The 13,424-nt window shown below is 60.7% G+C and carries 12 protein-coding genes; all 12 read left to right on the top strand.

The annotated features are described in order from the left end of the window. Positions 1-7: 7 nt before the first annotated feature. The 12 genes from JOE33_RS07780 to JOE33_RS07725 all read left to right on the top strand — a co-directional run bounded on the left by JOE33_RS07780 (position 8) and on the right by JOE33_RS07725 (position 13,404). The gene (locus tag JOE33_RS07780; protein ID WP_010427969.1) at positions 8-544 is read left to right on the top strand and encodes a chemotaxis protein CheW; all 537 of its coding nucleotides are present in this window, start codon (positions 8-10) and stop codon (positions 542-544) included. Further along, positions 541-1,821 carry a protein-glutamate O-methyltransferase CheR gene (locus JOE33_RS07775; RefSeq protein ID WP_010427971.1) on the top strand — a complete coding sequence of 427 codons (1,281 nt, stop codon included), beginning with the start codon at positions 541-543 and terminating at the stop codon, positions 1,819-1,821. Before JOE33_RS07780 ends, JOE33_RS07775 begins: the two co-directional genes overlap by 4 nt. Then, a complete protein-coding gene (locus JOE33_RS07770) occupies positions 1,821-2,510 on the top strand; it encodes a chemotaxis protein CheW (protein WP_010427973.1) in 690 nt (229 codons plus the stop codon). Before JOE33_RS07775 ends, JOE33_RS07770 begins: the two co-directional genes overlap by 1 nt. Further along, positions 2,507-4,876: a hybrid sensor histidine kinase/response regulator gene (locus JOE33_RS07765; RefSeq protein ID WP_054994290.1), complete on the top strand. Its 2,370-nt coding sequence runs from the start codon at positions 2,507-2,509 to the stop codon at positions 4,874-4,876. Before JOE33_RS07770 ends, JOE33_RS07765 begins: the two co-directional genes overlap by 4 nt. Next, the gene (locus JOE33_RS07760; protein WP_010427977.1) at positions 4,873-5,883 is read left to right on the top strand and encodes a chemotaxis response regulator protein-glutamate methylesterase; all 1,011 of its coding nucleotides are present in this window, start codon (positions 4,873-4,875) and stop codon (positions 5,881-5,883) included. The genes JOE33_RS07765 and JOE33_RS07760 overlap by 4 nt, the downstream gene beginning before the upstream one ends. Before the next feature lie 45 nt (positions 5,884-5,928). Further along, positions 5,929-6,933, top strand: coding sequence for a PleD family two-component system response regulator (locus JOE33_RS07755; RefSeq protein ID WP_010427979.1), 1,005 nt, complete (start codon positions 5,929-5,931; stop codon positions 6,931-6,933). A gap of 117 nt (positions 6,934-7,050) precedes the next feature. Further along, positions 7,051-8,146, top strand: a protein-coding gene (gene prfB / locus JOE33_RS07750; protein WP_096102164.1) for a peptide chain release factor 2 whose coding sequence is annotated in 2 segments (ribosomal slippage) — positions 7,051-7,122 and positions 7,124-8,146 — 1,095 coding nt in all. Because the reading frame shifts where the segments join, the coding sequence is not laid out codon by codon here. 69 nt (positions 8,147-8,215) lie between these two features. Beyond that, positions 8,216-9,718, top strand: a complete 1,503-nt coding sequence (gene lysS, locus JOE33_RS07745; protein ID WP_032615990.1) for a lysine--tRNA ligase — start codon at positions 8,216-8,218, stop codon at positions 9,716-9,718. Between the two features lie 91 nt (positions 9,719-9,809). After that, the gene (locus tag JOE33_RS07740) at positions 9,810-10,535 is read left to right on the top strand and encodes a TetR family transcriptional regulator (RefSeq protein WP_005743405.1); all 726 of its coding nucleotides are present in this window, start codon (positions 9,810-9,812) and stop codon (positions 10,533-10,535) included. Between the two features lie 134 nt (positions 10,536-10,669). Continuing rightward, positions 10,670-11,947 carry a flavohemoglobin expression-modulating QEGLA motif protein gene (locus JOE33_RS07735; RefSeq protein WP_010434163.1) on the top strand — a complete coding sequence of 426 codons (1,278 nt, stop codon included), beginning with the start codon at positions 10,670-10,672 and terminating at the stop codon, positions 11,945-11,947. Positions 11,948-12,190: 243 nt separating this feature from the next. Next, positions 12,191-13,087, top strand: coding sequence for an alpha/beta hydrolase (locus JOE33_RS07730; protein ID WP_096243112.1), 897 nt, complete (start codon positions 12,191-12,193; stop codon positions 13,085-13,087). Continuing rightward, entirely contained in the window at positions 13,084-13,404 is a 321-nt protein-coding gene (locus tag JOE33_RS07725) for a hypothetical protein (protein WP_010434166.1), read from the top strand. The genes JOE33_RS07730 and JOE33_RS07725 overlap by 4 nt, the downstream gene beginning before the upstream one ends. Positions 13,405-13,424: the final 20 nt, after the last annotated feature.

The raw sequence follows: 13,424 nt of genomic DNA, 5'->3' as shown, positions 1-13,424 counted from the left end.
AGGCTCAATGAGCGATCAATCGCCGAGGCGCAATGGCACGCCACTGACCGCCAGCAAGCTCTTTCTGCTGTTTTGCATCGGCGAGGACCGCTATGCGCTGGACGCGACCGAGATCGCTGAAATCCTGCCGCGTGTGAAGCTCAAGACCATTGCCCAGGCACCTCACTGGGTAGCGGGAATCTTTGCCCACCGCGGCGAGATCGTGCCGGTGATTGACATCAGTGCGCTGAATTCCGGCCAGCCGGCGCGCTCGCGCACCAGTACGCGAATGGTGCTGGTGCATTATCGCTACGACGACGCGCACCCGGCGCAATTGCTCGGGCTGATTCTGGAACAGGCGACCGAAACGCTGCGCTGCCCGGTTGCGCAGTTCAAGGCCTACGGGCTGGACAATCGCCTGTCACCGTATCTCGGACCGGTGCGTGAGGATGAGCAGGGCCTGTTGCAGTGGATTCACGTTCATGAGCTGTTGAGCGAGCCGGTCCGCGAGTTGTTGTATCCGGTTCCGCCGATTGACCTCGAGCTGCTCGAGGACGCGCAATGAAGGTGGATGACTCGCGCTTCTTCAGCTTTCTCAAGGAGCGTATCGGCCTGGATGTGACGTCCGTCGGCGAAGCGATCATCGAGCGTGCCTTGCGTCAGCGTGCGACGGCCGCCCACTGCGCTGACAGTGATGCCTACTGGCATCTGCTGGTCTCTTCGCCGCAGGAGCAGCAGGCGCTGATCGAAGCGGTGATCGTGCCCGAGACCTGGTTCTTTCGTTATCCCGAATCGTTTGTCACCCTGGGCATGCTGGCCCGCGAGCGTATCGCCAGTCTTGCCGGTGTGCGCTCCTTGCGCATCCTCAGCCTGCCGTGCTCGACCGGTGAGGAACCTTATTCCATCGCCATGGCGTTATTCGACGCCGGGGTCGACGCCAGGCAATTCAAGGTCGATGCCATCGATATCAGCCCTGTTTCGATTGCCAAGGCCGAGCACGGTGTTTACGGCAAAAACTCGTTCCGTGGCAGCGACATCAGTTATCGCGAGCGCTATTTCAATCCGGTCGCTGACGGCTTTGAAATCGCTGACAGTGTTCGCGCCTGTGTGAGTTTTCAGCCGGGCAACCTGCTCGACCCGAAACTCGTTTCGCAGGCGGCCTATGACATCGTCTTCTGCCGCAATCTGGTGATCTATTTCGATCGGCAGACCCAGCAACATGTGTTCAAGGTGCTCAAACAACTGACCCGTGAAGACGGCCTGCTGTTTATCGGTCCGGCGGAGGGCAACCTGCTGGCTGGTATCGGCATGCGCTCGATAGGTATCGCCCAGTCGTTCGCTTTCCGGCACGCACCTGTCGAGGCTGCGGTGCCTGCTCCGACGCCCAGGCAGGTCACTGCACCCGTTGCACCCCGTCCTGTCGTCGAGGCACCTGCCAGAGCGGTCGCACCACGACCTGCGCCGCGCACATCCGCGGCATTTGCGCCTGTTGCGAAACCCGTCGCTGCGGCGGGCAATAGCGATGTGTCTGCATTGCTCGACAGGATTGCGGGGCTGGCCAACGAAGGCAAAAGTGCCGAGGCGCGGGCTGCATGCGAGCGTTATCTGCAGCAGCATGAGCCGGTCGCGCAGGTGTTTTACTGGCTGGGTCTGCTCAGCGAAGTGGAAGGGCTTGTGCCACAGGCGCAGGGCTTTTATCGCAAGGCGCTGTATCTGCAACCGCAGCATTCCGAATCGCTGGCCCAACTGGCAGCATTGCTGGCTGCTCAGGGTGACACTGCCGGCGCACGCCGCCTGCAGGACCGCGCTGCGCGTGGCGCGAATAAACAAGGAAACCACTGATGGCGGGCGTGTCCGGTTTTTCCAGTCTCACCCATGATCAGGCGGTGGATCTCGATGATTGCTGGAACCGCATCGGGATTCATGGCGATCGCTCCTGCCCATTGCTTGCAGAGCACATTCACTGCCGCAACTGCGCAGTTTATTCGGCTGCTGCCACTCGTTTGCTGGATCGCTATTCGCTGGCCCAGGAGTCGCCTGAGCATTTTCAGGGTTCGGTGTTGCTGCGCGATATCGAGACCCGTTCGATTCTGGTATTCCGTCTTGGCGAAGAGTGGCTGGGCCTGGCGTCGCGCTGCCTCTCGGAAGTGGCTCTCAGCCAGACCATCCATTCACTGCCACACCAGCGTTCGCGTGCGTTGCTGGGTGTCGCCAATGTACGCGGCGCTCTGGTAGCGTGCATTTCATTGGTCGAGCTGCTTGGGCTGGACAGCACCGTTGTGAATACCCCGTCGGCGCGGGTGGTGCCGCGCATGCTGATCGTGAGCGTAGAAGGTGGCCCGGTGGTGGTGCCGGTCGACGAGGTGGACGGCATTCACGCCATCGACGAGCGTGAGCTGGAGGCCGCTTCGGCTTCCGGCACGCACGCCAACGCCCGTTTCACCCGTGGCGTTCTGCAATGGAAAGGCCGCAGCCTGCGCTGGCTGGACGAAGAAGAGTTGTTGTCGGCGGTGTATCGGAGCCTCACATGACGCCAGATCAAATGCGTGACGCCTCGCTGTTCGAACTGTTCACGCTGGAAGCCGACGCGCAGACTCAGGTACTGAGTGCGGGCCTGCTGGCACTCGAACGTAACCCGACCCAGGCGGATCAGCTGGAAGCCTGCATGCGTGCCGCGCATTCGCTCAAGGGCGCAGCGCGGATTGTCGGCGTCGATTTCGGCGTGAGCGTCGCGCATGTGATGGAAGACTGTCTGGTCAGCGCCCAGGAAGGGCGACTGCTGCTTCAGGCCGAACATATCGACGCGTTGCTGTCGGGTACTGATCTGTTGATGCGTATCGCCACGCCAGGCAGCGACGGTATTGGTCAGCCTGATATCGACAGTTACGTCGAAAGGCTCAATGCGTTGCTGTCTTCCGGCGCCGGCGCAGCGCGCGCGGTCAGTACGCCACTGCCGGACCCTGCCTCGGACGCTTTACTTGCCAGCGCCATGCTGCAGTTCGAGACGTCCAGCGGGGCAGCTGTGCCGGAGTCCGTGCCTGAGCCCTCGGCTGTTGACTCGCCAGTGCCCGCCAATCCAGCCGCCATGCCTGTCCCGGAACCTGAAGCGCCGTTTACGCCGTTGCGTGAACGGCGTGTGGCCGAAGGTGGCGAGCGGGTCTTGCGAGTCACCGCCGAGCGCCTCAACGGGCTGCTGGACATGTCCAGCAAATCGCTGGTCGAAACTCAGCGCCTCAAGCCGCTGCTGGCCGGTATGCAGCGGCTCAAGCGCCTGCAAAGCAGCAGCGATCGTGCGCTTGAAGTACTGGGCGCCAGCTTTGGCGAGGAAGGTCCTTCGGCCGATGTGCAAAAAGCCCTGGAAGACGCGCGCAATCTCTTGTCCCAGGCGCAACAGGTGTTGGCCCGGCACACTGCCGAGCTGGACGAGTTCGGCTGGCAGTCGGCGCAACGTGCGCAGCTGCTATACGACACGGCGCTCGCCTGCCGCATGCGACCTTTCGCCGATGTACTGAACGGCCAGGCACGCATGGTCCGCGACTTGGGGCGTGAACTGGGCAAACAGGTCCGCTTGCAGATCGAAGGCGAGAAGACGCAGGTTGATCGCGATGTGCTGGAAAAGCTCGATGCGCCATTGACCCATCTGTTGCGCAACGCCGTGGACCACGGCATCGAATCGCCCGAGAAACGCGTGGCGTCCGGCAAGGACCCTGAAGGTCTGATTCGTCTGCAGGCCTCGCATCAGGCCGGCTTGCTGGTCGTCGAGTTGAGCGACGACGGTGGCGGCGTGGACCTTGAGCGTGTGCGCCAGAGTATCGTCGACCGCAAGCTTTCGCCTGCCGAGACCGCCGCGCAGTTGAGCGAAGAGGAACTGCTGAGTTTTCTGTTCCTGCCGGGCTTCAGCATGCGCGACAAGGTCACGCAGATTTCCGGCCGAGGGGTCGGCCTTGATGCCGTGCAGCATATGGTTCGCCAAATGCATGGCAGCGTGGAGCTGCAGCAATGGGCGGGCGAGGGCAGCCGTTTCAGAATTGAACTGCCGCTGACGCTTTCAGTGGTGCGCAGCCTGGTTGTGGAGGTGGGCGGTGAAGCCTACGCCTTTCCGCTTGCGCATATCGAGCGCATGCGCGACCTGCAGCCTGACGACATTCTGCAGCTGGAAGGGCGTCAGCATTTCTGGGATGAAGAGCGTCATGTGGGGCTGGTCTCGGCCAGCCAACTGTTGAACCGGCCGCCTGCGCAGAAGGCCGGAGAAACGCTCAAGGTCGTGGTGATTCGCGAGCGCGACGCTGTTTATGGCGTGGCCGTCGAACGCTTCATCGGTGAGCGCACGCTGGTGGTGATGCCGCTCGATCCGCGCCTGGGCAAGGTTCAGGACGTTTCGGCAGGGGCCTTGCTGGACGACGGCTCGGTGGTGTTGATCATCGATGTCGAAGACATGCTGCGCTCGGTGGAAAAACTCCTGAATACCGGCCGTCTGGAGCGCATTGATCGACGCAATCGTCAGGTAGATCTGGCTTCACGCAAGCGCGTGCTGGTGGTCGATGATTCTTTGACCGTGCGCGAGCTGGAGCGCAAGCTTCTGCTCAGTCGAGGTTACGACGTGTCGGTGGCCGTAGACGGAATGGACGGCTGGAACGCGCTGCGCGCCGAGGACTTCGACTTGCTGATTACCGACATCGACATGCCGCGTATGGACGGTATCGAGCTGGTGACCCTGTTGCGCCGCGATACCCGCTTGCAGTCCTTGCCGGTCATGGTCGTGTCCTACAAGGACCGCGAAGAAGACCGGCGTCGCGGCCTGGACGCCGGCGCCGATTATTACCTGGCCAAAGCCAGTTTCCACGATGATGCCTTGCTCGATGCTGTTGTCGAATTGATAGGAGACGCTCAAGGATGAAGATTGCCATTGTCAACGATATGCCAATGGCCATCGAAGCCCTGCGTCGCGCGCTGGCCTTCGAGCCCGCGCACCAGATCATCTGGGTGGCCTCCAATGGTGCCGACGCCGTGCAGCGTTGTGTCGAGCAGACCCCGGATCTGATCCTGATGGACCTGATCATGCCGGTGATGGATGGCGTGGAAGCCACGCGCCGGATCATGGCCGAAACACCCTGCGCCATCGTCATCGTAACCGTCGACCGCGAGCAGAACATGCGCCGCGTGTTCGAAGCGATGGGGCACGGCGCGCTGGATGTGGTGGACACGCCGGCCATCGGTGGTCCCAATCCCAAGGAGGCGGCGGCGCCACTGCTGCGCAAGATCCTCAATATCGACTGGCTGATCGGTCAGCGTGTCGGCCTTGCCCGAGTTGCGGCGGCACCGGCTTCCCCGCCCTCGAAACGCGACCGGCTCGTGGCGATCGGCTCTTCGGCAGGCGGGCCTGCGGCGCTGGAGATTCTGCTCAAGGGGCTTCCGGTGAGCTTCCCGGCGGCGATTGTCCTTGTGCAGCACGTCGATCAGGTCTTCGCTGCCGGTATGGCCGACTGGTTGAGCTCGGCCTCCGGTCTGCCGGTACGTCTGGCAAGGGAGGGCGAAACGCCACAGCCGGGGGTGGTGTTGCTGGCGGGCACCAATCATCATATCCGTTTGCTCAAGGACGGCACGCTGGCCTACACGGCGGAGCCGGTGAATGAAGTTTACAGGCCCTCGATTGATGTGTTTTTCGAGAGCGTTACCCGTTATTGGAATGGCGAAGCGGTCGGCGTTCTGTTGACAGGGATGGGGCGCGACGGTGCACAGGGGCTCAAGGCCATGCGCGAGCGGGGGTTTCTGACCATCGCTCAGGATCAGGCCAGTTCTGCTGTGTATGGCATGCCCAAGGCTGCCGCAGCGATTGATGCTGCCGTGGAAATCTGTCCGTTGCCCGCCATAGCACCTCGCTTGATCGAGGTATTTACTCAATGACTGTTCTGCTGGACTCAGCGGCAGTCGGCGATCAGGAGAAAGATCATGAATGACCTGCAAACGGATGAGATCAAGACACCGGATGAAAACAGCGCAATGGTGCTCCTGGTGGATGATCAGGCCATGATTGGTGAAGCTGTGCGGCGCGGTCTGGCCGGCCATGAGTCGATCGACTTTCATTTTTGCGCCGACCCGCATCAGGCGATTGCCCAGGCCGTGCAGATCAAGCCGACGGTGATTCTCCAGGACCTGGTGATGCCGGGCCTCGACGGGTTGACGCTGGTTCGTGAGTACCGCAGCAACCCGTTGACCCGCGATATCCCGATCATCGTGCTGTCCACCAAGGAAGACCCGCTGATCAAGAGCGCGGCGTTTACGGCCGGTGCCAACGACTATCTGGTCAAGCTGCCGGACAACATCGAGCTGGTTGCGCGTATTCGCTATCACTCGCGCTCGTACATGACCCTGTTGCAGCGCGACGAGGCCTATCGGGCCCTGCGCGTCAGCCAACAGCAACTGCTCGATACCAATCTGGTGTTGCAGCGCCTGATGAATTCCGATGGCCTCACAGGGCTGTCGAACCGTCGTCATTTCGATGAGTATCTGGAGCTGGAGTGGCGCCGGGCAACTCGCGAGCAATCCCAGTTGTCGATGCTGATGATCGATGTCGACTACTTCAAACCCTACAACGATAACTTCGGCCACCTGGAGGGCGACGAGGCCCTGCGCCAGGTCGCCAAGGCCATCCGCAACAGTTGCAGTCGCCCATCTGATTTGCCAGCACGCTACGGTGGTGAAGAATTCGCCATGGTCCTGCCCAATACCTCGCCCGGCGGCGCACGTCTGCTGGCAGAGAAGCTGCGCCAAAGCGTGGCGGGCATGAACATCCCGCACATTGCGCCAGTGCCCGGTTCCAGCCTGACGGTGAGTATCGGTGTGGCGACCATGACGCCACAGGTCGGGATGCAAAGCCGTCAGCTTATTCTGGATGCCGACAAAGGGCTTTATCAGGCCAAGAACAACGGACGCAATCAGGTCTCTGCGGGCTGACGCCGGCAGCGACACGTAAAATAGGCCTCACAACGCCTGCCCGACGGGCTGCTTTCGTGGTCCGGCCTGGGGTATACTCGTCGGCTTTGAAAATTTCGCCTGCGAGTGCTGCCTATCATGGAAATCAACCCGATCCTAAACAGCATCAAGGATTTGTCCGAGCGCTCCGAAACCATTCGGGGGTATCTTTGACTACGATCACAAACATGATCGTCTGACCGAAGTCAACCGCGAGCTCGAAGATCCGAACGTCTGGAACAACCCTGCCTATGCCCAGGAACTGGGGCGCGAGCGCTCCCTGCTGGCGCAGATCGTAGAAACCCTGGACGAAATGTCCTCGGGTCTGGCCGATGCCAAAGACCTGTTGCTGATGTCTGCCGAAGAAGAAGACCAGGCTGCCGTCGATGACGTCGCCGCCGAAGTCGAGCGCCTGCGCGAATCGCTGGAAAAGCTCGAATTCCGCCGCATGTTCAGCGGCGACATGGACCCCAACAACGCCTATCTGGACATCCAGGCCGGCTCTGGCGGTACCGAAGCGCAGGACTGGGCGAACATTCTGCTGCGCATGTACCTGCGCTGGGCTGACAAGCGCGGTTTCGACGCCACCATCATGGAGCTTTCCGCCGGTGAAGTCGCCGGTATCAAGGGCGCTACCGTGCACATCAAGGGCGAGTACGCCTTTGGCTGGCTGCGTACCGAGATCGGCGTGCACCGTCTGGTGCGCAAGAGCCCGTTCGACTCCGGCAACCGTCGCCACACCTCGTTCTCGGCCGTGTTCGTTTCGCCGGAAATCGATGACAACATCGAAATCGACATCAACCCGGCGGACCTGCGCATCGACACCTATCGCTCATCCGGGGCCGGTGGTCAGCACGTAAACACCACTGACTCGGCGGTGCGTATCACCCACGTTCCGACCAATACCGTGGTCAGCTGTCAGAACGAGCGTTCCCAGCATGCGAACAAGGACACCGCCATGAAAATGCTGCGGGCCCGTTTGTATGAGCAGGAAGTGCAGAAGCGCAACGCGGCGTCCCAGGCGCTCGAAGACACCAAGTCCGATATCGGCTGGGGTCACCAGATTCGCTCCTACGTACTGGACGCTTCGCGTATCAAGGACCTGCGGACCAACATCGAACGCAGTGACTGCGACAAGGTGCTTGATGGCGATATCGACGAATACCTGATCGCGAGCCTCAAGCAAGGGCTGTAAACCGTCAGCCGACACCTCAAGCCCCTCGTCGCAAGGCGAGGGCGAACCTGTGATGGAATATTTAAAGACATGAGCGACCAACAACTCGACCCGCAAGCCCTGCAACAGGAAGAAAACACCCTGATCGCCTTGCGCAAGGAAAAGCTTGCAGCAGGCCGTGCAAAGGGTCAGGCCTTCCCCAATGACTTCCGCCGCGACAGCTACTGCAATGATCTGCAGAAACAGTACGTCGACAAGACCAAGGAAGAACTGGCAGAGGCAGCGATTCCGGTCAAGGTTGCCGGTCGCATCATGCTCAACCGTGGCTCGTTCATGGTGATCCAGGACATGACCGGGCGTATCCAGGTCTACGTCAACCGCAAGACCCTGCCTGAAGAAACCCTGGCCGAGGTGAAAACCTGGGACCTGGGCGACATCATCGCCGCCGAAGGTACTCTGGCCCGTTCCGGCAAGGGCGACCTGTACGTCGAGATGACCAGCGTTCGCTTGCTCACCAAATCGTTGCGTCCGCTGCCCGACAAGCACCACGGCCTGACCGACACCGAACAGCGCTATCGCCAGCGTTACGTCGACCTCATCGTCAACGAGGAAGTGCGCGAAACCTTCCGCGTACGCTCGCAGGTTATCGCTCACATCCGCAGCTTCCTGATGAAGCGCGACTTCCTCGAAGTCGAAACGCCGATGCTGCAGACCATTCCCGGCGGTGCGGCGGCCAAGCCGTTCGAAACCCACCACAACGCGCTGGACCTGGAAATGTTCCTGCGTATCGCTCCTGAGCTGTACCTCAAGCGTCTGGTGGTCGGTGGTTTCGAGAAGGTCTTCGAGATCAACCGCAACTTCCGTAACGAAGGTGTTTCGACCCGGCACAACCCCGAGTTCACCATGCTCGAGTTCTACCAGGCCTACGCCGATTACGAAGACAACATGGACCTCACCGAGGAACTGTTCCGCGAACTGGCGCAACTGGTGCTGGGCACCACTGACGTGCCTTATGGCGACAAGGTCTTCCACTTCGGCGAACCCTTCGTGCGCCTGTCGGTGTTCGACTCGATCCTCAAGTACAACCCTGAGCTGACCGCTGCCGACCTGCAGGACATCGACAAGGCGCGCGCCATTGCTAAAAAGGCCGGAGCCAAGGTGTTGGGCTTCGAGGGCCTGGGCAAACTGCAGGTGATGATTTTCGAAGAGCTGGTCGAGCACAAGCTGGAGCAGCCGCACTTCATCACCCAGTACCCGTTCGAAGTGTCGCCGCTGGCGCGTCGCAATGATGAAAACCCGAACGTCACCGACCGTTTCGAGCTGTTCATCGGCGGTCGCGAAATCGCCAATGCCTACTCCGAGCTCAACGATGCCGAGGATCAGGCCGAACGCTTCCAGGCTCAGGTGGCCGACAAGGATGCCGGTGACGACGAAGCAATGCACTACGACGCCGACTTCGTCCGTGCGCTGGAGTACGGCATGCCGCCTACGGCGGGCGAGGGGATCGGTATCGACCGGTTGGTGATGTTGCTCACCGACTCGCCGTCGATCCGCGACGTGATTCTCTTCCCGCACATGCGCCCGCAAGCGTAATCAGTGGAAAAACAGCCGCCTTCAATGGGCGGCTTTTTTTTAGGTGTTTTTCAGATCGACTCATTTCAGAGCGACTTATAAGGAAGCCGTCGTGACGATTGCCAGAGAAGGGGCCGCCGGAGTAGCTAGCGCGGTGGCCAAAAGTGTCAAGTATCAGGGGCGCAAGGCTGCGCGCGAGGGCAGTGAGCAGCGCAGGCAGGTCATTCTCGATGCCGCCATGCGTATCGTGGTGCGTGACGGTGTACGTGCCGTGCGCCATCGCGCAGTGGCCGCCGAAGCCAGTGTGCCGCTGTCGGCAACCACCTATTACTTCAAGGACATCAATGACCTGCTGACCGATGCCTTCGCTCAGTATGTACAGCGCAGCGCTGACTATCTGGCGCGGCTGTGGCAGAACACCGAAGGCATTCTGCGCGAGATGATGAGCCGCAGTTCCGGGAGTCCGACCGACCGGTTTCGTCTGGCCGACGACATTGCGCGTATGGTGATGGAGCATATCCGCCACCAATTGCTGACCCGGCGTGACTACCTGATCGCCGAGCAGGCGTTCTATCACGAGGCACTGATCAACCCGCGCCTGACGCCATTGGTTATGGCCCATCAGGAAATTCTGCTGCAAGGCAGTTGTCAGTTCTTCCAGGTGATAGGTTCCCTGCAGCCCTATCAGGATGCTCAGGTGTTGACGGGACTTATCCGTCGCATCGAGTATCAGGGCCTGCTTCACGGGCCGCAGCGTCAGGCGGATGAAGAAATGCTCTGTATCCTGACCCGGCAAATGCGTCTGGTCCTGGGGACCCCGCAGCCGGTTCGGGGGTGACTATACTGCTGCGCGAGTGCATCGGATCGGCTGTTCAGACGGCTTGACGATCCTGCCAGTTTCGATATTTTCCAGAGGTGGCGTGTTGTTCCGCGCCGCCAAGCAGTAGCGTGACAGCCAGCCAAGGAGTACCGGTGGACGAGTATCAACAGACTATTCGTGCTTTATCGGATCGGATCGTCGTTGCACAGACGCCGATTCGCATTCTGGATGCAGTTAAATGGGATGAGACCGTCCGCAAGGATTTTCTGGCCGCCAAAGGCAAGGCGCTTCCCAACGTGGACCGCGCCTACTACGAAAACCGTCCGCTGGGTTTCGACTCTTCCGCCTTGAAGCAGGAGTTTCAGAACATCGAGCGCGACGTCACGCGTCAACTGGGTCAGTTCAACCCGGTCGGGCAGATCATGCGCCGCATGTGCCGTGAGTACCGCATGGTGGTGCGTATGCTTGAGGCGCGCGGCACGTCCGACTTCGGGCTGATTTCTCAGGAACTGTACGGCGCGGCATCCGACGCCTTTCATGCGGGTGATCCGACGCTGGCCGATCTTGGCTTGATGCTTTCCGACTACCTGAACAATATTGCCGGGCGTGGCGACCTGAAGGACGAGCCGAAAACGCTCACCGCCAAGGACGCCGTTTCGCTGCTGCAATCGCGTTTGAACCGCGTATTCGGTGAAGCCGAGGAGACCATCCGGGTTTTCGAATCCGACGGGATCGTTGCCGATGCGGCTGCCGGTGCCGACTACATCAAGATCCGCACCGACGCGATGTTCAACGAGCGCGATGTGCGTGCGCTGGAAGTTCACGAGGGGCTGGTGCACGTGGGCACCACGCTGAACGGGCAAAACCAGCCGATCTGTACCTTCTTGTCCAAGGGCCCGCCGTCGTCGACGGTGACGCAGGAAGGTCTGGCGATTCTCATGGAAGTCATCGCCTTTGCATCCTATCCCAGCCGCCTGCGCAAACTGACCAATCGCACCCGCGCCATTCACATGGCGGAGCAGGGCGCCGACTTTCTGCAGGTGTTCGAGTTTTACCGTGAGCAAGGCTTTGGCATGTCCGAGAGCTACGGCAATGCCAGTCGCGTCTTCCGCGGCTCGGTGCCCAACGGCCTGCCCTTCACCAAGGACTTGTCCTACCTGAAGGGCTTCATCATGGTCTACAACTACATTCAGCTGGCCGTGCGCAAGGGCAAGCTCGAACAGGTTCCGCTGCTGTTCTGTGGCAAGACCACGCTGGAAGACATGCGTACCCTGCGCCAACTGGTGGACGAAGGGCTGGTGGTTGCACCCAAGTACCTGCCCGAGCAGTTCCGTGACATGAACGCCCTGTCGGCCTGGATGTGCTTTTCCAACTTCCTCAACCACCTGAGCCTGGACCGTATCGAAGCGGATTACTCGAATATTTTGTAGGCATCGATCGTCGCCGTACGCCAGTCGAACTTACTATCGTGCCAATGCTCCGCGTTGGCACGCAGTGGGTGACGCTCCGCGTCACAAATCTGCGCCGCGCTGCACAGTCAGGATCGGACGCAGAGCGTCCAGAACGGCATTCCCACGCAGGAGCGTGAGGAACGATAATCTTGTAACTATCGTGCCATTGCTCTGCGTCGGCTCGGCATTGATTTTGCGATGAAAACAACAAGGAAAACTCATTTGAAACTGCTCGGCATTTTCGTCCTGATCCTCGCGCTCACCGGTTGCAGTTCGATGTTGTTCTACCCCGAGCAGGGCGTTCCGTTCACCCCCGACAAGGCGCGCCTGCAGTATCAGGACGTGAACCTCACTGCTGCCGACGGTACGCGCCTGCATGGCTGGTGGCTGCCCGCCAAGGAAGGTGTGCCGGTGAAGGGCACGGTGCTGCATCTGCACGGCAACGGTGGCAACCTGTCCTGGCACCTTGGTGGCGTCTGGTGGTTGCCAGAGCAGGGCTATCAGGTACTGATGCTGGATTACCGAGGCTATGGCAAGTCGCAGGGCGAGCCGAGCTTGCCGGCGGTCTATGAGGATGTTCAGGCCGCTTTCGACTGGTTGAACACTGCCCCGCAAGTGCAAGGCAAACCCCTTGTGGTCCTGGGGCAAAGCATTGGTGGGGCGCTGGCGGTGCATTACCTGTCAGAACACCCGCAAGAGCGCTCGCGGATCAAGGCGCTGGTACTGGATAGCGTGCCGGCCAGCTACCGCAGCGTCGCGCGAAACTCGCTGAGCAAATCGTGGCTGACCTGGCCATTGAAAACGCCCCTGTCCTGGCTGATCCCGGAGGCCGACAGCGCCGTCAACGGCCTGCCACGACTGGCCGGCACACCAATGCTGATCTTTCACAGCATGGACGACACGCTGGTGCCGCTGGTCAACGGCATCGAGCTGTACAAGGCCGCGCCGCCACCGCGTGTATTGCAATTGACCCGCGGCGAACACGTACAGACGTTCGCAGACCCTCTCTGGCGTCAGGTGATGCTGCGCTATCTGGATGACCCGACGCATTTCAACGGCCTGCGCCGCCTGGCGGAAGTGCCCAACTACCCGACCCCCGCAACACCGCCAGCGCCATGAGCCGCGACCGTAACCTCAATGGCATGATCCTCAGCGCTGTTGGAGCAGTCATCGGTACGGTGGGCTGTCTGTGGTTCTACGGCTACCTGCACTTCGCAAAGCCTGAGGATGCCCTGCTGCTCGGTGAATTCACGCTGCTCAAAACCGTGCCCGGCGAGGATTACAAGGTCGCTGCCACGCCAGCCGCCGAGGTTGCGCAATGCGTTGATGGTGTACTGGTGTTGTTCGATACGTCGCGAAAAGGTCTGTCGGGCGTATTGATCGATGACCGCAGGCAGGCAGTGCGTTGCCTGGGCCAGCAAACGCCCCGGCAATAAAGACAGCCTTGAAAAAACAT

Source organism: Pseudomonas sp. PvP027, from assembly GCF_017833005.1.
Taxonomy (GTDB): Bacteria; Pseudomonadota; Gammaproteobacteria; order Pseudomonadales; family Pseudomonadaceae; genus Aquipseudomonas; species Aquipseudomonas congelans.
This window is presented reverse-complemented; position numbering and strand designations above follow the sequence as displayed.